This window comes from Geobacillus sp. B4113_201601 (assembly GCF_001587475.1).
Lineage (GTDB): Bacteria > Bacillota > Bacilli > Bacillales > Anoxybacillaceae > Geobacillus > Geobacillus icigianus.
On the sequence record NZ_LQYX01000047.1, the window covers coordinates 1 to 20,369 of the forward strand.

Genomic DNA, 20,369 nt, shown 5'->3' on the forward strand with positions numbered 1-20,369 from the left:
TTGTTTGACACCCCTGCATCATACCAAGAGGGCTTTTTTTGATCAAGTCCCCGGAAAAGCTCCTAACGGGAATGCTTCTTTTTGGTGAACATCCCGGGCATATAGGCGCTCTCTCGTGTCGTTCACGAATTCGCGCAGCTCCTTAAACTCCTCGTCCTCGCGCGCAAGCCGGCTGTAAATGTCGTCCAAAAGCTGCTTGTACCGCTCAAATGTTTCTTCGGAAATAATGCTTCGCTGAATTTCATGCTTCAGCCGCGTCATGCGATCTTCGAGCGTTTCAACGTCGATGCGCATTTCGTTGATTTGTTTCAACGCCGCGGCGAACTCCCCTTTTTCCAGCTGCTTGCGCAACATGAGCTGGTTGATCGACAACTGAAATTCGCTGTAAAACTCTTTCGTCGCAAACACAAGCTCCAACCCGTCTTCATCGAGCGTGTAATATTGCGTGTTCGTTTTCGCATCAAAACCGTGCGCTTTCAAAAGTGAATATTCGATCGCGCTCTCTTCGCGCCGTTCCCAATCGTAAAACGGATAGCTCCGCTTTTTTCCCGATGTCGGGCGGAACGTTTGAATAATCGTCCGCGCCAAATGTTCGCACGCTTCGTCATCCAATGCGTACACGTTTTCCGTCAATTGTTTTAAAAACGCCGCGAGCTGCTTAACTCCTGTTTTATACTGCCGCATCAGCTTTTGTTCGAAGAAAAAGAGGAGCGTCAACAGCCCGAGCCCTTTCATGTCAATCGGCTGCCCGCCGAGGTCGGCAAAGCGCATTCGTTCAAGGTCCAAAAGCGGGCTAAAAAGCGCCAGCCGCCTCATGCGCTCGCGATAGCCGTCTGTGACCCCTGCCAATTCTAGCTTGTCCACTGCCATTCCCTCCAAATGTGCTGCAATTCCCGCGTTTTAAGCGTCTCTTGCGGATAATACCGACCGGAGGCGAGCAGCTCGCAAAGCCGCTCTCGCTCATCGGGCGCAAAATAGGAAAGAAACGAAGCAAGCGCCTCCGTCCGCTCTATTTGATACTCTTTGCCGCGCGCCGGTTCTTTTTGCAAGCATGCCCGATAAAACGGAAGCGCGGGCAAAGCCGGCTTCTTTTGAAACAGCGAATGCCAAATCGCCACCCCTTCGCGGTCGATGTCCCCGAAATAATAAAAGCGATGGTCGGCTTTCACCGGATATTGCAGCGAGAATTGAGCGATGCTGCTGATGACGGTTTTTCCTTTCCCGTAAATGAGCGTCGAAAACACGGTATCCAAAAGCGCGGGCAACAGCGCTTGGTACGTCGTTTTATTTTCGACAATGAGATGAAGCTGCACCGCTTGCGCCATGTTCCCTGGATGGACGGCGAACATGAGCGGATCGGAAACGGGGATGATGCGGAGGCGATCGAAGAGGCCGATGCGCTCAAGCACCTCCCTCCCGCCGCCTTCCGTAATCCATTTCTCATCGCCGACCAGCTCCATGCTCCGCTCCGGCGCGGCCACGGCCTCGTGAGGAAGCGAATGCGTGTTCAAATAGTCGTCGATTTGCACAATAAACGGTTTGTCCCGCTCCCAAACGGACGGGTCTTTGCCGTAATATGCGTCAAGCTGAATCGCCGGATGAAGCCGATTTTGCCAGCGCTGCAGCTCGCGGTAATAATCTTCCATCAAGCGGTGTTTATGAATTCGATATTGAAACGCAAGCGACGGCGTCCGCGTCGTTCGCCCTCTTGCCTTTACCATCTCAAGCGTCCCGTCCGCCTCGAGCCCGAGCACGATTTCGGCAAACGCTTCGTACGTGCGTGCAAAAGGCTTTATGAGCTTCTCAAGCTCCACAAGCGAAATCGTCCGCTTTGGAAACGCCACCAGCCGCTTTTCGATTTGTTCCAACGTCGCGTCACTCCCACAAACTGGATTCTCTTTTTATTATACAAGAAAGGAGAAAGGGCGTATATGAATGATTCGCGGCAAATTTAAGAGAAATTCATAAGATGAAGACGGCATCCCGTTTTACGGCGATGGGCACAACGGCAATGTGCCGGACAAAACGTGGAATCCCGAGGGGCTCTCCCGTGTCCATGAACAGCTGAAGTAAGCCAAGATCCATTGACGTGGCGGATTCCGCTGCGATGACGAAAGACACACTGACACTCTTTTGCTTCTTCTCGTCGCCTTATCATAGAGACAAAACGCTTCCGTGAAGGTGTGCACCATCCGCCAAACGAGCGAATGCCCCCCAGACGGATGGATGATCATTGTGCGAGTAGTGCCAATTATTCCTAAGACACAAACCTCCGTGTGGGTAGTTGGTAGCACACCGATTCTAACCAAGGAATCGAGTTCATATCTCTTTTTTGTTTAGTTGTCAATTTATGTTAGCGAATTTGCTCATATACATTTATGAAAAAGAAAACTTTAATGAAAACAGTAATTTTGGCAGCTTCATTTTCTGTTTTATGTACTACTTTCACACCTCTCTCATCCGCTTTTGCAGCTGAAAATGATCATACAGAAGTTATTTTAGGCAAATGAAAATGGCCAAAATACTGCAATATCAAGGATTTCACGATGCGGATCCTAGAAGGCTGGTGAAAAACCGCTGTCGCACACCAATCGGCAGCATTTTCATTCAAAAAAGAAAGCTGGTTCTACAAAGTTTCTCTAATTGAGAAAAAGGTGGAATCAGTAGCATTTTGCACGAAATCACCAGTCTCCTAGAAAAAAATGCCAAATTTTATAAGGAAACGATTTATTAATAGGCATGTACATACGACGAGTTACACGCAAAAACAAGGATGGAACAACCGCAGCGTATCTTCAGCTTGCTCACAACGAATGGGATCCGAAGGCCAAAAGGTGAAAGCGAAGGGGATGGATTCGTTTGGGCGCGAAGACGAAGCGGATCGCGCTGTCTTGGAGCGTCTGGCCAAAAGCATTTCACAATTCCTTTATTGAAGACTGATTATCCAAAATCTTTGGCTAACACCGACGGAAATTCATCTCCCACTGATCGTTGGGCTACGCCCTTCACACGCTTGAAGTGGGAAACTTCTTGATGTTCGTCGCCTTAGGGCCCTCGTTTCCGCAAATAAAGAAGCGGCCATACAAAGCCGCTTCTCTATTTCCCGCTTATAAGGTCGGTGAAAAGCCGCTGTCCCAGTCCAATCAACGGCATTTTCATTCAAAAAAGAAAGCTGATGCAAAGTTTCTCTAATTAAGAAATGGTGGGATCAGTAACATTTTACACGAAATCACCGGCCTCTTATGCTGACGGGGATTTCTGTTTTTTTCCTTTTAAGAAAAACGCCATGACGAGCGCCACCACCGTTAAGCCAGTCGCGACGAAAAAGGCGTCGTTGATTCCTTCCACCGTGGCGCGCTGTTGCACCAAACCGTACAGCAGCTGGGCAATGGCGTCATCGCTCGGGATGACTTGCTTCAGCTGGCTGACGAGCCCCATAAAGAACGGATCGTTTTCCGTCATTTCATTGCGGTACGTTTCGACATGAAACTTGGCCCGGTTGGACATGATCGTCACCAAGAACGCCGTTCCGAGCGAAGCGGCCACTTGGCGAATCGTATTCGACATGGCCGTGCCATGGCTGTACAGATGGCGCGGCAAGGCGTTTAACCCTTCGGTCATGATCGGCATCCCGAGCATCGACATGCCGAACATTCGGAAAATGTAAAGCCAAATCAAATGGCTGTATGGCGTATCCATCGTCAGCTTGCTGAACTCCCACGTCGTCACAGCGGTGATGATCAAGCCGACAATGGCAAGCAGCCGCGCGCCGATGCGGTCAAACACCCAACCGGAAATCGGCGACATGATCGCCATGACGATCGCCCCCGGCAGCATGAGCAAACCAGCATCGAGCGGCGTAAAACCGCGCAAGTTTTGCAAATACACGGGAAGCAAAACCATCGCGGCAAACATCGCCATATTGATGACCGAACCGATGACGGTCGCCAACGTAAATACGGGGTAGCGGAACACGCGGAAATTAAGCACCGGATGTTCCGAACGGAGCGATCGCCATGTGAACATGATGAGAAACAGCACGCCGATAACGAGCGACACCACGACCTCCGTCTCGCCCCAGCCTTTGCTGCCGGCCTCGCTGAAGCCATATAAAACGCCGCCAAACCCGATCGTCGAGTAAATCGCCCCTTGCACGTCCAGCACCGGATTGCCTTTACGCGGCGTATGTTTCAGCCAGACGGAGGCAAGCACAATGTCTACCAGCGCGATCGGCAACACGACGTAAAACAGCAGCCGCCATGTGTAATGCTCGACAAGCCAGCCGGACAGCGTCGGCCCGATCGCCGGCGCAAACATCATGGCGATTCCCACCGTTCCCATCGCCACCCCGCGGCGTTCCGGCGGGAAAATCGACAACATAATGACCATCATCAGCTGCATAATAATGCCGGCACCCACCGCTTGCGTCAACCGCCCGGCAAGCATGACGGCAAACGACGGAGCGATCGAGCAGACAAACGCGCCGATGGCGAAAAACGACATGCCCGATAAAAACAGCCGTTTCGCCGGAAACTTGGCGATTAAAAACGGACTGATCGGGATGAGCACCCCGTTGACAAGCATATAGCCGGTCACGAGCCATTGAATCGTCGACGTTTCGACGTTGAAATCTTGCATCATATGCGGCAAAGCGACGTTGATTAACGTCTGGTTCAAAATGGCGACAAACGCACCGAGCATGACGGTCGCCACAACCTTGCCGCGGCTGCCGATCTCCCCGAGGCCGGTCGGCCCGCCGCCCGCCGCAGGACGTTCCTCTGCTTCCGTCGAAAGCGGCGGTCTTTCCGTTTCCTCTGCCGGCTGAACGCGACGGTCGGCCGCTTCGTCCTTTGCTTTCACCGCCGCCCGTCCGCGCCGGCGCAGCGCGATATTGGCGGCCGCCAAAATGAAAACGGCAAATATGATATAGCCAATGACAAAAGCTGTCATCATCGATCACCTACTTATGAATGCGGACGGTGACGTTCATGCCCGGCACAAGTCCGGCTCCGCTATAGTTGTCAATGGAAATCGTCACCGGAATGACTTGAGTTACTTTCGTGTAGTTGCCGGTTGCGTTCGAGCTTGGCAGCAGGCTGAACGTATTCGCTGTCGCGGTTCCGATTTTTTCAACTTTGCCGCTGAGCTTGCGATCCGGATAGGCGTCCACATAAATATCGACGTCTTGCCCGGCTTTCACATCTTCAATATCCGTCTCTTCAATATTCGCCGTCACCCACAAATCGTTCAAATCAAACCCGCGAACGAGCGGCGTCCCCGCGGCGACAAACGAGTCTTTGACCGCGTTTTGCTGGGCGATCGTCATCCGATGCGGCACGGTCACCGGCACCGTCATTTTCCCGTCAGACACCGCACCGATTTCTTCCCCGGCAGAAAACGTTTTTCCTGTCTCTCCCCGCCAAGATGTCAGCTTTCCGGACAGCGGCGCAGCAACCGAGATCACTTGGCCGTCAATGCGGGCGTTGTCCGTTTTAATGTAGTTGGTCGTTTCATTGATATAATAATAGGCGGCAAATCCTCCACCGACAAGCAAAATGAGCACAATGATATTGAATACGAGCAAACGTCTGACGTTCAACGCTCATTCCTCCTCAAGCAAAATCGTTTTAATTTTCTCATGCAGCTGCAAAAATTGTGCGATTTCTTCCTCTGAAACCCGTTCTGCGACGAGGCGAAGCCGCCGGCGCAGCACCGACTGCTCGCCAAACGCCAAGGCGACAATTTCTTTCCCTTTTTCCGTCAAGCTCAAAATGACCGCGCGCCGATCTTGTTTCGACGGCTCGCGAACAACAAGGCCGGCGCCGACGAGCCGGTCGACCGTGCCGCTCACATTGCTGTTGCTTAAATTGAGCTTTTCCGCCAAATCGTGAAGGCGGATGTGTTCCTTTTTCATCAGCGTGTACAGCACGACCAGTTGCACTTCCGTAATCCCAACGCGGGCGGCGTCTTCACGAATGAGGCGATACAGCGCCTTTTGCGTCCGAAACACCGCGTACATCAAGTCACGACTTGTTCCTTCCATCGCTTCCCTCCTTTCGTTCATCCCCTAAATAGTTTCAATGCGAATTATTTCTACACGAAATATGATTATAGCACGGAAAACGGAAAAAGCAACTATATTGTTCCCGATTTTTTTTTCAACTCATCACCCTGCGGCGCAAAGAAAAAAGCGCCCCCGTTTGGGACGCCTTTGTCTGTCGCTGGCAGAATCCGCGCCGCGGTTGCCGTCGGCTGAATGCAGTTTCTCAACCACGCTCCACCAAGTGGGTGTTCGCAGGAGCGTTCCTGTCGTCCTCCATCACGAATATTGAGGCGTGACATTCCCGCTCCAATGTAGAACTCCCTTTTTATTGCCATCGGTTGAAACTTCATTCTACAACGCACAACGCAGCAGCGGATTGGTGATTCTTATCATACACGATGTTCTTTCCGTTGACAAGAGGGACAACCATCCATTTTTTCAAACAGGATACACCCCGTGCTTCCGCTCAGAAAAGACCATATACTTGGACCTATAGGCTTCAAATCGACGGATCAGCTCATTGCGCAACTCGTTCGGCGCCACGATTCCATCGACGACGAGCTCGGAAGCGAGCCGATAAATGTCGATATCGCGCCGGTATTCCTCGCGTTTTTGTTCGACAAATGCTGTCCGCTCTTCTGGCGGCAGCTCGGCGATTTTGTTGGCGTAAACGGCGTTGACGGCCGCTTCCGGACCCATGACGGCGATTTGCGCATTCGGAAGCGCCAAACAGCAGTCCGGTTCAAACGCCGGCCCGGCCATGGCGTACAGTCCGGCCCCGTACGCTTTGCGGACGATGACCGAGATTTTCGGCACCGTCGCTTCCGACATGGCGGCGATCATTTTCGCCCCATGGCGGATAATGCCGGCCCGCTCGACTTTCGTGCCGATCATAAAGCCAGGGACGTCGGCCAAAAACAAAAGCGGGATATGGAACGCGTCGCAAAGCGTGATGAATTTCGCCGCTTTATCAGCCGAATCGTGGAACAACACGCCGCCTTTGATGCGCGGCTGGTTGGCGATGATGCCGATCGGCTGGCCGGCAAGGCGCGCCAGTCCAGTAATGATTTCCGGTGCAAACAGTTTTTTGATTTCACAAAACGATCCTTCGTCAATGATCCGCTCAATCAAATCATACATGTTGAACGGCGCATTTTGATTTTCCGGCACAATGTCTTCGATCGTTTTGTCAAACGATTTCGGCGGCTTGGCCTCGACCACCGGCGGCTTTTCGCTGTAATTGGATGGAAAATACGACAAGTAACGGCGCGCATAGGCGATCGCTTCTTCTTCCGTTTTCACGAGCACGTCGCCGCAGCCAGAAACGGTGCAATGCATGCGGGCGCCGCCCATCTCTTCGAGCGTCACTTTTTCCCCGATCACCATTTCCGCCATCCGCGGCGAGCCTAAGTACATCGAGGCATTGCCTTCCACCATGATGACGATATCGCAAAACGCGGGAATATAGGCGCCGCCGGCGGCTGATGGACCGAACAGCAGGCACACTTGCGGCACTTTGCCGGACAGCTTCACCTCATTGTAAAAGATGCGCCCCGCCCCGCGCCGGCCGGGGAACATTTCCAGCTGGTCGGTAATGCGGGCGCCGGCCGAGTCGACCAAATAAATGAGCGGACAACGCAGCTTTTCCGCCGTCTCTTGGATGCGAATAATTTTTTCGACCGTGCGCGCTCCCCACGAGCCGGCTTTGACGGTCGAATCGTTCGCCATCACGCAGACCGTGCGGCCGTTGATTTTGCCGATGCCGGTCACCACCCCGTCCGCCGGCAAATCGCCCGCCAAACAGTTGGCAAACAATCCGTCTTCCACTTCCAAACCGTGATCAAGCAGCAAATTCAGCCGCTCGCGAACAAACAATTTCCCTTGGGCCGCATTTTTTTCATGATATTTTGGCGCCCCGCCTTTCTTGATCTCCGCCGCTCTTTTCTCCAGCTCCGCGGCGAGCGTGCTGGGTTGGTTGGCTGTTTCCTTCATCTCGCTGTTTCCCCTCCTTGTTTTGATGGATCTGGCTGTTCCATCCCGCGTGTTCGTCTGGAACAAGGTTGGATGCCGTGCCGGATCCCCGCGAAAAGCCGGGTCGGCGAAAGCGCTTCGTGCGGCTTCCGGCCCCCTCCTTGTCTAAGCGGGCTTACTCGCCTTTGTACACCGGCTTCCGCTTTTCTTTAAACGCCTGCAACCCTTCCAACCGGTCTTTCGTCGGAATGGTCGCCTCATAGGCGAGCTGTTCAATGGCAAGACCGGTCTCCAAATCAACGTTAAATACGCTTTGGATCGCCCGTTTCGCCTGCCGGACGGCAATCGGCGCGTTTTCGGCGATTTGCCGGGCCAATTCAAGCGCCCGCTCCATCAGTTCGGCGCGCGGCACGGCGTATTCGACAAGGCCGATGCGCTCCGCCTCTTTGGCGGTGATGCGCTTGGCGGCAAAAATCAATTCTTTCGCCTTTCCAATGCCAACAAGGCGTGGGAGCCGCTGCGTTCCCCCCGCCCCCGGAATGATGCCGAGCGACGTTTCCGTCAGCCCAAGCTGGATGTCGTCGGCAGCCAACCGGATGTCACAAGCCAAGGCAAGCTCCAACCCGCCGCCAAACGCCGAGCCGTTTAAAACGGCGATGACCGGCTGCGGCACTTTCTCCACCTCGTTGATCGTTTTGCTGATCAAGGCAACGGTTTGCCGCACTTCCGTTTCATTCATCCCCGCCCGCTCTTTCAAATCAGCTCCGGCGCAAAATACTTTGTCTCCGGCTCCGGTCAGCAGGACAACGCGCACGTCTTTCCGAAATTTGATCTCCTGAAAGAGCGCGCCAAGCTCTAGGAGAAGCGCTCTGGACAGCGCGTTGGCCGCTTCCGGACGGTTTAAGGTCACAACGGCGATGCCATGTTCTTGTGTTTCAAACGATACAAGTGTGCCCACGTGTTTCCCCCCTATGATCGAACCGTTTGCAAATAGCGGCTCGAAAGCGGGCGGCCGATTTTGTCGCGGATAAACAAAGCCGCTTTCGTCAGCCGCTCGACATCGATGCCGGTGTCAATTCCCATGCCATGAAGCATATACACTAAATCATCGGTGGCGACGTTTCCCGATGCCCCTGGGGCGTACGGGCAGCCGCCGAGGCCGCCGAGCGAGCTGTCAAACGTCGTAATCCCCATTTCCATTGACACTACAATATTGGCGAGCGCCGTCCCTCTCGTGTCATGGAAATGCATCGCGATCCGATCCGCCGGAAAACGACGGAGCACCTCGGCAAGCACGTCTTCAACTTGTTTGGGCGTCGCCACGCCGATCGTATCGCCAAGCGACAGTTCGTCAACCCCCATCGCCAGCAGCCGGTCGGCGACCGTGAGCACTTGATCGACGGGGACCGCCCCTTCATACGGGCAGCCAAACACGGTCGAGACGTAGCCGCGCACCGTTTTTCCGGCTTGTTTGGCCGTCTTCACAACCGCTTCAAGCACCGGAAACGTGGCGGCGATCGTTTTGTTAATGTTTTTTTCGTTGTGCGTTTCGCTCGCTGACATGAAGACGCCGACTTCATCCACCCCGGCGCCAAGCGCCCGCTCAAGCCCCTTTTCGTTCGGGACGAGCGCCGCATACGTGACGCCGTCTTTGCGGCAGATGCCAGCTGCGACTTCGGCAGCATCGGCGAGCTGCGGAATCCATTTCGGATGGACGAAGGAAGTCACCTCAATGTACGACAGCCCCGTTTCTGACAATAGGTTGATCCAAGCGATTTTATCGGCGGTGGCGATCGGCGCTGCTTCGTTTTGCAGGCCGTCGCGCGGGCCGACTTCTTTGATCGTCACCTTCGCCGGCCATCGGCTCATGCGCTACTCCCCCTTTTCGCTTCGTCTCCGCCGTTTTGTCGTTGACCGTGCCAAACGGTCCCCTTCCCCTATCGTTGGCGGGTGTTAGTCAAGGGCGAATCCGGCTCTCCCCATCCCCCTCGATGCTCAATGAGGTCGGCGTGGAGTGTTCGTTCAGCGTTAGACGCTACCTGTTGGCGGAACCGTCTGCTTCCCTACTCGATCTCAACGAGCACGTCGCCTTCGTTCACAAAATCTCCTTCTTGCACATGAATGTGCTTCACAACGCCGGACGTCTCAGCGGCAACCGGAATTTCCATTTTCATTGATTCCAAAATGACGACGTCTTGCCCTTCTTCGACGCGGTCACCGACGGCAACGACAATTTTCCAGACGCTTCCGGCCATCGTGGCGGCAACTTGCTTCATCGTTTCTTCCTCCGTTTCTGCTTCATTTTGTTTTCGTTGGCTGCCAATAGTTGGCGAGAAAATCGGTCGTCGTTTCCCCGGCACGGAACGCCGGATGGGACAATACGGCTTCCAGCAGCGGAATGTTCGTTTTAATCCCTTCGACCCGATAGTCGCGCAGCGCGCCGAGCAAGCGTTCAATCGCCGTTTGTCGATCCGGGCCTTTCGCAATCAACTTCGCGATCATCGGGTCGTAAAACGGCGTGACCGTGATGCCGCTTTGAACCGCTGTTTCATGACGAATCCATTCGCCCTGCGGAGCCGAAAACGCCGTAATACGGCCGGGCGACGGGTAAAACGTGTTCGGGTCTTCGGCATAAATGCGCACTTCAATGGCGTGCCCGTCGCGGCGAATGGCTTCCTGCTGATAGCGGAGCGGCGCGCCGGCGGCGATGCGCAGCTGCTCTTCGACGATGTCGATGCCGGTGATCTCTTCCGTCACCGGGTGCTCGACTTGCAGCCGGGTGTTCATTTCAAGAAAATAAAAGCGTTTTTGTTCGTCGACCAAAAATTCCATCGTGCCGGCGTTCGCATAGCCGATGTAACGGGCGGCGCGCACGGCGGCTTCCCCCATCTTCCGCCGCGTTTCTTCATCCAAAAACGGCGACGGTGCTTCCTCCACCACTTTTTGGTGGCGGCGCTGGATCGAGCATTCGCGCTCCCATAAGTAAACGCAGTTGCCGCGCCCATCGGCGAGCAGCTGAATTTCAATATGGCGCGGGCGTTCAATATATTTTTCAATGTACATCGTCCCATCGCCGAAAAACGAAGCGGCCCGCTTTTGGCTCCCTTCAAACGCTTGGCGCAGCTCCGCTTCGTCGCGGGCGATGTGCATGCCGATGCCGCCGCCCCCGGCTGATGCCTTCAGCATGACCGGATACCCAATCGAAGCCGCCGCCTCCGCCGCCGCATCGGGGCTGTCCAACGCAAACGTGACGCCTGGAACGATCGGGACGCCGGCTTTTTCCATCGTCCGCCGCGCTTCGATTTTGCTGCCCATCGCGGCAATGACGTCCGCCTTCGGGCCGATAAAGACGATTCCTTCCTCCTCACAGCGGCGGGCGAACGCCGGGTTTTCCGAGAGCAGCCCGTAGCCGGGATGGATCGCCTCTGCTTTCGCCGCTTTGGCAACCTCAATGATTTTTTCGATATTTAAATAGCTTTCCGCCACGCGCGGCTTGCCGATCAAATATGCCTCATCCGCCAGCTTGACGTGGAGTGAATCGGCGTCCGCTTCCGAGTAGACGGCGACCGTTCGGATGCCGAGCTTTTGGCACGTGCGGATGACGCGGACGGCAATTTCGCCGCGGTTGGCAATCAACACTTTCGAAAACATGGTCTCACCCTTTCACGAAAACTGAGAATGCCGCCGGGCGGTTTCGTCCGCCCGGCGCGGCGGGTTACGTCGTCAAGCCGAGGCGCTGTTTCGCCATTTCTCGCAGCTTGAATTTTTGAATTTTCCCGGACGCTGTCATCGGGTATGAGTCGGTAAATTCGATGTAGCGCGGGATTTTATGGCGGGAGATGTTGCCGCGGCAAAACTCGCGAATTTCCTCGGCTGTCGCTGTTTCCCCGTCCTTTAAGATGATCCACGCCATCACTTCTTCGCCGTACACTTCATCGGGCACGCCGACGACTTGAACGTCCAAAATTTTCGGATGTTTGTACAAAAACTCCTCGATTTCGCGCGGATAAATGTTCTCCCCGCCGCGGATGATCATATCTTTCAGCCGGCCGGTGATGCGGCAGTAACCGTTCTCATCCATCGTCGCCAAATCGCCGGTATGCAGCCAGCCATCTGCGTCGATCGCTTCGTTGGTCGCTTCCGGGTTGTTGTAATATCCTTTCATGACATGATAACCGCGCGTGCACAGCTCCCCTTGCACGCCGCGCGGCACTTCCCTGTTCGTGCCCGGCTCGACGATTTTCACTTCCACGCCCGGCAAGGCGCGGCCGACCGTTTCGACGCGCAGCTCAAGCGGATCGTCGGTGCGCGTTTGCGTGATGACCGGCGACGCTTCCGTCTGCCCGTAGGCGATCGTAATGTCTGTCATCCCCATTTTTTCGATGACCCCCTTCATCACTTCGACCGGGCAAGGGGAGCCGGCCATAATGCCGGTGCGCAATGATGACAAATCGTATTGGTCGAAATCCGGGTCGTTCAGTTCGGCGATAAACATCGTCGGCACGCCGTGGAGCGCCGTGCACCGTTCGGCCGCCACCGTCTGGAGCACCCGCTTCGGATGAAACTCGACAACCGGCACCATCGTCGCCCCGACCGTCACGCAAGCCAACGTGCTCATCACGCAACCGAAGCAGTGGAAAAACGGCACGGGGATGCAAAGGCGGTCTCCTTCGCCAAGTCCCATGCATTGCGCGACTTGGTGAGCGTTGTTGACGACGTTGTAATGCGTCAACATGACCCCTTTCGGGAATCCGGTCGTCCCGGACGTGTATTGCATGTTGATCACATCGTGTGGGTCGAGGCTCGCCATCCGTTCATCGAGCTCTTCTTCTGACACGTCGTGCGCCATCGCCAAGATGTCGTTCCATGTAAACATGCCCGGGTACCGTTTGTCGCCAAGAAAAACCACGTTTTTCAGCTTCGGCAGCCGTTTCGATTGCAGCTGTCCGGGCGCCGACGTGCGCAATTCGGGAACGATTTCATATAAAATATCGATATACGACGAGTCGCGATATTGCTCAATCAAAAAGAGCGTCGTCGAATCGGACTGGCGAAGCAAATACTCAAGCTCGGCCGCGCGGTAGTTCGTATTGACCGTCACCAACACCGCCCCCATTTTCCCGGTCGCAAACTGGCAAGCGATCCATTCCGGAACGTTCGTCGCCCAAATGGCGACATGCTCCCCTTTTTCGATGCCAAGCCGCATCAAGCCGCGCGCGACGAGGCGGCAATAGTCGTTCAACTGTTGATACGTCAGACGCAAGTTGCGGTCGGCGTACACGACCGCCTCGCGATCCGCATATTGCCTAGCCCTCTCTTCCAACAATTTCCCCACCGTCACCGTCAACATCGGCCTTCTCCTCCCCTTTGTCCGAATTCACTGTTATGGATATGCGCATCGTTCCGCTTTTAGCATCCGAGTTGGCGAGCGATGACGAGCCGTTGAATTTCCGATGTGCCTTCGCCGATTTCCATGAGCTTGATATCCCGCAAATGGCGCTCAACGCCGTACTCTTTCATGTAACCATAGCCGCCGTGAATTTGGATCGCCTGATTGCAGACGCGAAACCCCATTTCCGACGCGAACAGCTTGGCGAACGACGCTTCTTTTGTAAACGGTTTCCCTTGATCTTTCAACCAAGCCGCCTTGTACACCATATTGCGGGCAAGCTCAATTTCCATCGCCATGTCAGCGAGCTTAAACTGAATCGCTTGAAACTTGGAAATCGGCTGGCCAAACTGAATGCGTTCTTTCGCATATTGAAGCGCTTTCTCAAACGCCGCTTGCGCGATGCCGACGGCTAAAGCGGCGATCGAAATGCGGCCGCCATCAAGCGTGTACAAAAACTGGTTAAACCCTTTTTGCGGGTCGCCTAAGACGTTTTCTTTCGGCACGCGGACGTTCTCGAAAACAAGCTCACACGTATTGGACGCGCGCACGCCCATCTTGTCGTAACTCGAACGGATTGTAAATCCTGGGGAGTCAGTTGGCACGATGAGAGCGGTGATGATGTTTTTGCCGCGCGCATCTTTGCCTGTCACAGCGGTGACAATGACTTGCCGCGCGTATTGGGCGTTCGTGATCCAGCATTTTTCGCCGTTAATGACATATTCATCGCCGTCGAGCACCGCCGTTGTGCGCGTGCCGCCAGCGTCGGACCCGGCGTTCGGCTCGGTGAGCCCAAAAGCGCCAAGCGTCTCTCCTTTGGCCATCGGCACGAGCCACGTTTGTTTCTGCTCCTCTGTTCCAAAGTAATAAATCGGACTCGCCCCAAGCGACACAGCGGCCGCGTAGCTTAGCCCGGTGCCGCCGCAGGCGCGGCCGATTTCCTCAACGGCGATGGCGTACGAAATCGTATCGCCCCCGGCGCCGCCGTATTCTTCCGGAAACGGCAGGCCCAACAGCCCGAGCTCGCCCATCTTGCGGAACACATGCAGCGGAAAATGCGCCTCTTCATCCCATTTCGCCGCGTATGGGGCAATTTCCTTCTCGGCAAAGTCGCGAACCATTTCTTTAATCATTTGTTGCTCTTTTGTTAATGAAAAATCCATCTTGTCCCTCTCCCCCATAAAAGTGTTCTATAAGTTTAAACCGACTAGTCGGTTTTGTGCAAACGACGTAGCCGCAAGCACCGCAGTAAAAACGCTTTCAAAACCGACTAGTTGGTCTGTAAGCGGTGCGCGGATCATTCCGCGGCGGGCGGCAACAAAAACCGCGCCGCTGTTGGGTTCTCCGGTGTGCGGAGCACCGCATGCAAAATGAAGTCAGCGAAATACGCCGCGATCTCCTCAATCGACAGCGGACCGTCCGGATTGTACCATTTGTACGTCCAGTTGACCATGCCGATGATCGACATGCCGGCAATTTCCACCGACAGTTCCGGACGAAATTCCTCGGCTTCAATCCCCTCGCGGATGACGCGAAAAATAATTTGTTTAAACTCTTCGCGCTTTTCATTGATCGGTTCAGCATATTCCGGTTTTAAGTACGTGCTTTCCTGATAAAAGACGGTAATATGTGGTTTATATAAATGAAAAACTTTTACAAATGACTGAACGATGGCGTACAAGCGCTCGGTCGGCGTTGAACAGCTTTCATACGCCTCCTGCGCTTTGGTCAGCGCATACGTAATAAAGACGTCATGAATATGGTACAGCAACTCGTCTTTCGATTTAAAATTATGGTAAAACCCGCCTTTGGACGTGTCACTTTCGGCAACGATGCGATCGACCGTCACGCCGTGGTAGCCGTACTTTTCAAACAAATGAAGCGCGGTGTCGATAATGCGGTCTCGAAGCGGTTTCTCTGCCATAACAGTCTCCTTCGTCTGAGCTGTAAAACATTTCGGAAAAAGCAAAATCTTCTTCTTGTTTATTAAGATACTCGACTCGGGCTGTCATTGTCAACAAAAATCGTTCGGCGCCCAAAAGCGAAGCGTCTTTCGCCGCCTCCGCATCGGGCAAGATGCCTCTTCTAGGAGACCGATGATTGAAGGGAGCAAGCTGCTTACCAAGCCCGTTTCTCCAATAGAAAAGCCTTGTCGCCTTAGGATCTCCTTTCAAATGATCCCTCATTGCTCAACAGAAACAACCGTTTTTCACCAGCCTTCTAGCCGCACAAGCAAAAAGAAAGCGGTCGCTCCGTACATAATCACGACCGTTTTTCCAAAAGATAAAACCGGAGGTGGTTTCGCTTGGAACCGATGCTATGTCCAAACTGCAAAACGAACCGGACGCGCTTTCACCTCATCGAGCAACACCCGCGGGCGGTCAAGCTCGACCCGCACACCGGCGACATTGAGCATGAATACACAAACGAAGCGCTCGAACCGTTCCATCTCCCGTATCGCGGCCCGAGCTACCGCGTCCAATGCGGCGTCTGCGGGCTGATCGAAGATGCGGATATGTTCATTCAGCGCGCTAAATCGTCTCCATTGGGGTGATTCCATATGGCGAACAAAAAACAAACACCTTCTTCCATCGTTGACCAAAAACAGCTCGTCAACGACAAGGCGAAAGCGATGCGGGAGCGCGGCGATCAGCACATTCGCCGCGTCACGCCGAACGGCGCAGACGGGCAATAAACGCCGGCTTGCTTCTGCGCAGAAGCAAGCCGGTGAAGCTTCCGCTTTTCGTTGCTAGCGGTACATCGTCCACAGCCCGATATCGCGAAACCCAAGGCGGTGGTAGATGCGGCCGGCGGCTGGATTGTCGTAAAACAGGCACGGCATCTTCCCTTCAGCAAGCAAATCGCAAACGAGCTTCGCCACGATGGCGCTCGCATACCCTTTCCCGCGGTGCTCCTGATCCGTGCAGACGCCGACGATCATCGCCGACAATGAATTTTCCGCTGATGTCGATGCCGCGGCCACCATTCGGCCATCTTGTTCCATGTAGTACGTTCTCGCTGAACTCGTTTCCATCGCCTTCACCAGCATATCGCGCGCCGTCGGTCTTGTGTCAAATTCAGGAATGCGGCCCCGCAAGTCGAGAATCCGGTCGACATCGGCCAATCCGGCTTTCTTGACGGCGAACGCCCCCTTTTCTTGGCGGGCGTATTCATCCGTCCGGCACTCGCAAAAGTAAAGCGTTCGCTTCGTCCCAAGCGGCAGCCGCCCTTCGAACTGCCTAGCAACTTCCTCTTTGCCGGACAGCTGAATGGACAAAGACGGGCCGGCCGTCTCGCGGATGAGACGAGCAAAGCCATCGGCATCAAAATCGCCAGGCGCGTACAGAATGTAGGAATCGTAATAACGGAGCAGCACCGCCTCCAGCGAGCCGTTGCCGTCAAACTGCCCCCAGACGTCCTGAAAATCGGCGTCATAGCCAAATGACTCAATATCGCCGATAATAAACAAGTTGAACGACGGGTCTTGCTGTAAAAATAAAAACACTTGCTCATGGTCTTCCTTCGTTAACCGACGAATCATGGCGCTCCCCCGCTTTTCGAATGATATTTTTTCTATTATACTATAGCGTATATCCGTTGCCAATGGCCAAAAACGCGGCCAGCCTCGGCCGAATGAGAAGAAAAGGAGGAAGTCCGCCCTTCACAAGCAGGGGCGGGCATGCGCATGAAGTTGATTGACGATCTGTACGACTATTACAAAGACCGGTTGACCGGAGATGAAGAAGACGCCGAAGCGGTGGCGATGTCGATTTTAGACGAGCTTGACCGCCGTCATGTGCTCAAGCTGATCAATGAGATGAGCGATGAAGAGCTGCTTGGAATGTTTGGTTTGTACGTATTCGAAAGCTTGAAAGCGAAAATGGCCCGCGAAGGCCTCGGCGCGACGCGGCCGCAACATGTACCGCACGTGCATTGAAAAAGCGGCTGTCCCTCGGTACAGACGACATCATCTGACCGGGGCAGCCGCCCTAGCGGAGACGCCTTAGCGCCTGCTCGGGACGGCTTCAGGCACAACCGCTCGTTCGAACAAACGGGACGCACGATCTTCGCGCGGCCGATTCAACGGGAAAATTGCACATCATATCCTTCTTTCAACAGCACTTGGTAAATTTGCTGAATATGGTCTTCGTTTTTCGTCTCGAGCGAAAAGTGAATTTCCGCCTGACCCGGCAGCACTTTGGCGCCGATGCGCTGATGATGAATAGACATAACGTTCGCCTCGAGCTCCGCAATGATGCGCAGCAGTTTGTTCAACTGGCCGGGCTTGTCGGAGATGACCGTTGTAAACGTAACGAATCGCCCGGCTTCGACAAGCCCCCGCTCAATGATGCGGGAGATGAGCGTCACATCGACGTTGCCGCCGCTTAGCACAGCGGCGACTTTTTTGCCGCGAAACGGGAGTTTTTGATACAACAATGCCGCCAACGGGCAAGCGGCCGAACCTTCGACAAGCAGCTTGTTCCGTTCCAGTAAGTAAAGCATCGTCCGTGAAATTTCCGCCTCTTCCACACAAACGACCCCATCGACGTATTGTTCAATATATTGGTACGTAAGATTGCCTGGTTTTTTCACCGCGATGCCATCAGCGATCGTATCGGAGGCGGCGATGGCGACCGGCTGTTTATGGCGGATGGCCGCCGTCATGCCCGGGCAAGCCGATGACTCGACGCCGTACACGTCAACCGACGGCTTCAGCTGTTTTAACGTAAACGCCAGCCCCGCAAGCAGGCCACCGCCGCCGACTGGACAAAGAACGATATCGACGTCGGGCAACTGTTCGATCAGCTCCAAGCCGATCGTCCCTTGGCCGGCGATGACGGCCAAATCGTCAAACGGATGAACAAACGTCATGCCCCGCTTGCGCTGCAGCTCGAGCGCATACTCGAGCGATTCATCGAACACATCGCCATGCAAAACCACTTCCGCCCCGTAGCTTTTCGTCGCTTCGATTTTGCTGAGCGGCGCCCCTTTTGGCATGACGATCGTGCACGGAATATGGAGCATGCTGCTTGCATAGGCCACCCCTTGAGCGTGGTTGCCGGCCGAGGCGGCGATGACGCCGCGCGCCCGCTCTTCATCGGTCAGTGACATGATTTTGTTGAACGACCCCCGCACTTTAAACGAACCGGTCTTTTGCAAATTTTCCAGCTTCATGTATACCTCATTACCGGACAGCCGGCTGAACGTTTGCGAATACTCCAAGGGCGTTTCGTGAACGATGCCTTTCATTTTCGCCCTCGCTTGTTCAATGTCTTTTAACGTTAACATCAAGAAACCATCCTTTCTTTCTACTCCGGCGAGCCGTCTTTTTTCCGCCGCATGGTGCGAAGGCGCTTCCATCGCTTGTCCCCGGCAGCACAGTTTTTCGATCTCAACACGAGCGCGCAGGCAAAAGACCGACCGCTTTCCGCAGCGCCGCGCCGAAAACACGCCGCGAACGCCTCCGCCCACCATGATTATACCGTAAACGGCTCACCGCTTCACATCCCTGTAGTTAGTTTGAAGTTCAGTTTCATTGATTATTTAGAACATAGTTTTATTTTTTAATAAAATCCGTTTTCGAATAGGCAAATAGAACGGAATTTGCTAATATGGAAGAAGGGAATGCGGAACGCGAAACCATGTTTGGCTAAGGGGTTTGAAAGCATGAATGACCAATGGGCAAGCCAGCGCATCAACGAACTGGAGCGGAAGCTGCGCGCCTATGAGCGGCTCATAGAGCAGCTTCCATTTCCGTTCACATTCGTCGACTACGAAAATGGGGTCACGATCGAAAAAAAGCGGGGGGCCGTCCAACCGCACCTTGCCTTCATTCCTCCGATTCCGCAAAAAGAGGTGGAATGGCGGTGGGACATCGACCTGTACCGCGACGTGCCGTTTGAAAAATTAGAAGCGTTTTTGACACCGTTGCTTGACTTGGTCCCGCATCATATCGTTTTCGTCGATGAGCGCGGCATCATCACGCTTTGCAATTTGCAGGCAGCGGCAGACACCGGCGTCGACCGCGACGCGATCATCGGCAAACATATTCGCGAGCTGCTGAAGCTGCCCGATGAACTGATTGCAACGATCCACTCGCTCGAGAAGCGCGAGCCGCTTTACAACTATGAGGTGCTTGATCGTTTCTACGGCATCGTCAACACCCGCTTTATTTATAACGATGACGGATCGATCAAACGGGTCATCAGTGTGTTCCAGTCGCTTAACATGATGAAAGAGACGGAAAAATTAGCGGTCGCCGGGCGGATCGCGGCGGGCATCGCCCACGAAATTCGCAACCCGTTGACGACCGTGCGCGGCTACTTGCAGCTGTTGAAACACGACTTGCCTGACCGAATGGCCTCGCTCGTCGAACGCCTTCTCATCCCTGAGCTTGATCGGGCCAACGGCATTATTACAGATTTTTTAAACATCGCCAAACCGGCCGATGTCAAAATGGAAACTTTCCATTTGCACCGTTTTTTGCGCGAAGATGTTGGCATTCTCTTGCAAAGCGAAGCGCTGCTCCATCACGTGAACGTCCATTTTGACCTCGATGGACAGCTTGACGACTACGAGATGAACGGCGACCGCCGCCAGCTTTTACAAGTATTTTTAAACTTATTTCACAACGCGATTGAGGCGAAAGTGAACAAAACGATGAACGTCACGATTCGCAGCCGGAAAAGGCCTCATCTCGTTCAACTGAGCTTTTGCGATGACGGGCCCGGCATTCCTCCGTCGGTCATCGGCCATATTTTTGACCCGTTTTTTTCAACGAAAGAAACAGGAACAGGACTCGGCTTATCGCTGTCCAAAAAAATTGTTGAATTGCACCGCGGAACGATGAAAGTGCAAAGCAGCCCGGCGGGGACATGCTTTATGATCGAGTTTCCGCTTCACAACCGGCCGCCGTTTTTTTCGCCCTAACCTGTTTCGCGACGGGCTGCGACCGCGCTCGAGAGA

The 20,369-nt window shown here is 54.3% G+C and carries 18 protein-coding genes, 1 other RNA gene and 4 pseudogenes; 6 read left to right on the forward strand and 17 right to left on the reverse strand.

Translation table 11 applies throughout. The features are described from left to right. Window positions 1-75 precede the first annotated feature (75 nt). Both B4113_RS07230 and B4113_RS07235 read right to left on the reverse strand, forming a co-directional pair. Window positions 76-870: pseudogene (locus B4113_RS07230) on the reverse strand (replicative DNA helicase); the annotation flags it as partial. Beyond that, entirely contained in the window at window positions 852-1,868 is a 1,017-nt protein-coding gene (locus B4113_RS07235; protein WP_033843925.1) for a Wadjet anti-phage system protein JetD domain-containing protein, read from the reverse strand. The pseudogene B4113_RS07230 and the gene B4113_RS07235, both read right to left, overlap by 19 nt. A 100-nt stretch (window positions 1,869-1,968) precedes the next feature. Here B4113_RS07235 and B4113_RS21125 point away from each other — a divergent pair. Further along, a pseudogene (locus B4113_RS21125) lies at window positions 1,969-2,125 on the forward strand (transposase); the annotation flags it as partial. A gap of 7 nt (window positions 2,126-2,132) precedes the next feature. Here the strand turns inward: B4113_RS21125 and B4113_RS21130 are convergent. Then, a pseudogene (locus tag B4113_RS21130) lies at window positions 2,133-2,253 on the reverse strand (IS701 family transposase); the annotation flags it as partial. A 486-nt stretch (window positions 2,254-2,739) separates the two neighbouring features. Between B4113_RS21130 and B4113_RS20400 the strand changes: the two are divergent. Further along, window positions 2,740-2,927 (forward strand): annotated as a pseudogene (locus B4113_RS20400) (transposase); the annotation flags it as partial. 313 nt (window positions 2,928-3,240) lie between these two features. Here B4113_RS20400 and B4113_RS07240 read toward each other — a convergent pair. The 12 genes from B4113_RS07240 to B4113_RS07295 all read right to left on the reverse strand — a co-directional run bounded on the left by B4113_RS07240 (window position 3,241) and on the right by B4113_RS07295 (window position 15,327). Beyond that, a complete protein-coding gene (locus B4113_RS07240; protein ID WP_033019906.1) occupies window positions 3,241-4,950 on the reverse strand; it encodes a DHA2 family efflux MFS transporter permease subunit in 1,710 nt (569 codons plus the stop codon). Window positions 4,951-4,960: 10 nt separating this feature from the next. Next, window positions 4,961-5,599 (reverse strand): HlyD family efflux transporter periplasmic adaptor subunit, encoded by a 639-nt coding sequence (locus tag B4113_RS07245; RefSeq protein WP_033019908.1) that lies wholly within the window; start codon window positions 5,597-5,599, stop codon window positions 4,961-4,963. 3 nt (window positions 5,600-5,602) lie between these two features. Then, window positions 5,603-6,043 (reverse strand): MarR family winged helix-turn-helix transcriptional regulator, encoded by a 441-nt coding sequence (locus B4113_RS07250; protein ID WP_033019910.1) that lies wholly within the window; start codon window positions 6,041-6,043, stop codon window positions 5,603-5,605. 186 nt (window positions 6,044-6,229) lie between these two features. Further along, window positions 6,230-6,419: non-coding RNA, 6S RNA (gene ssrS / locus B4113_RS07255), on the reverse strand. A gap of 62 nt (window positions 6,420-6,481) precedes the next feature. Further along, window positions 6,482-8,035 (reverse strand): acyl-CoA carboxylase subunit beta, encoded by a 1,554-nt coding sequence (locus B4113_RS07260; RefSeq protein WP_033019914.1) that lies wholly within the window; start codon window positions 8,033-8,035, stop codon window positions 6,482-6,484. Window positions 8,036-8,189: 154 nt separating this feature from the next. Continuing rightward, the gene (locus B4113_RS07265; RefSeq protein ID WP_033019915.1) at window positions 8,190-8,972 is read right to left on the reverse strand and encodes an enoyl-CoA hydratase; all 783 of its coding nucleotides are present in this window, start codon (window positions 8,970-8,972) and stop codon (window positions 8,190-8,192) included. Window positions 8,973-8,983: 11 nt separating this feature from the next. After that, the gene (locus tag B4113_RS07270) at window positions 8,984-9,883 is read right to left on the reverse strand and encodes a hydroxymethylglutaryl-CoA lyase (RefSeq protein WP_033019917.1); all 900 of its coding nucleotides are present in this window, start codon (window positions 9,881-9,883) and stop codon (window positions 8,984-8,986) included. Between the two features lie 194 nt (window positions 9,884-10,077). Then, window positions 10,078-10,290: an acetyl-CoA carboxylase biotin carboxyl carrier protein subunit gene (locus B4113_RS07275; RefSeq protein WP_031409738.1), complete on the reverse strand. Its 213-nt coding sequence runs from the start codon at window positions 10,288-10,290 to the stop codon at window positions 10,078-10,080. Between the two features lie 22 nt (window positions 10,291-10,312). Continuing rightward, a complete protein-coding gene (locus B4113_RS07280) occupies window positions 10,313-11,665 on the reverse strand; it encodes an acetyl-CoA carboxylase biotin carboxylase subunit (protein ID WP_061912378.1) in 1,353 nt (450 codons plus the stop codon). 64 nt (window positions 11,666-11,729) lie between these two features. Beyond that, entirely contained in the window at window positions 11,730-13,364 is a 1,635-nt protein-coding gene (locus B4113_RS07285; RefSeq protein WP_033843936.1) for an AMP-binding protein, read from the reverse strand. A gap of 59 nt (window positions 13,365-13,423) precedes the next feature. Further along, a complete protein-coding gene (locus B4113_RS07290) occupies window positions 13,424-14,566 on the reverse strand; it encodes an acyl-CoA dehydrogenase (RefSeq protein WP_033843937.1) in 1,143 nt (380 codons plus the stop codon). 134 nt (window positions 14,567-14,700) lie between these two features. Next, window positions 14,701-15,327, reverse strand: a complete 627-nt coding sequence (locus B4113_RS07295; protein ID WP_033843938.1) for a TetR/AcrR family transcriptional regulator — start codon at window positions 15,325-15,327, stop codon at window positions 14,701-14,703. Between the two features lie 381 nt (window positions 15,328-15,708). Here B4113_RS07295 and B4113_RS07300 point away from each other — a divergent pair, with 381 nt between their 5' ends. Together B4113_RS07300 and B4113_RS20940 are read left to right on the forward strand one after the other, a co-directional pair. Then, window positions 15,709-15,957 carry a hypothetical protein gene (locus B4113_RS07300; RefSeq protein ID WP_033019930.1) on the forward strand — a complete coding sequence of 83 codons (249 nt, stop codon included), beginning with the start codon at window positions 15,709-15,711 and terminating at the stop codon, window positions 15,955-15,957. Window positions 15,958-15,963: 6 nt separating this feature from the next. Next, entirely contained in the window at window positions 15,964-16,098 is a 135-nt protein-coding gene (locus B4113_RS20940; protein ID WP_255358703.1) for a hypothetical protein, read from the forward strand. A gap of 54 nt (window positions 16,099-16,152) precedes the next feature. On the opposite strand, the gene B4113_RS07305 is transcribed toward B4113_RS20940, so the two are convergent. Next, window positions 16,153-16,944 (reverse strand): GNAT family N-acetyltransferase, encoded by a 792-nt coding sequence (locus B4113_RS07305; protein WP_033843939.1) that lies wholly within the window; start codon window positions 16,942-16,944, stop codon window positions 16,153-16,155. A gap of 138 nt (window positions 16,945-17,082) precedes the next feature. On the opposite strand from B4113_RS07305, the gene B4113_RS07310 reads away from it, so the two are divergent. Beyond that, entirely contained in the window at window positions 17,083-17,340 is a 258-nt protein-coding gene (locus tag B4113_RS07310) for a DUF6154 family protein (protein WP_033843940.1), read from the forward strand. 143 nt (window positions 17,341-17,483) lie between these two features. On the opposite strand, the gene ilvA is transcribed toward B4113_RS07310, so the two are convergent. Continuing rightward, a complete protein-coding gene (gene ilvA, locus B4113_RS07315; RefSeq protein WP_033844924.1) occupies window positions 17,484-18,692 on the reverse strand; it encodes a threonine ammonia-lyase in 1,209 nt (402 codons plus the stop codon). Window positions 18,693-19,070: 378 nt separating this feature from the next. On the opposite strand from ilvA, the gene B4113_RS07320 reads away from it, so the two are divergent. Continuing rightward, window positions 19,071-20,333: a nitrogen regulation protein NR(II) gene (locus B4113_RS07320; protein WP_033843942.1), complete on the forward strand. Its 1,263-nt coding sequence runs from the start codon at window positions 19,071-19,073 to the stop codon at window positions 20,331-20,333. The last annotated feature ends 36 nt before the right edge of the window (window positions 20,334-20,369 follow it).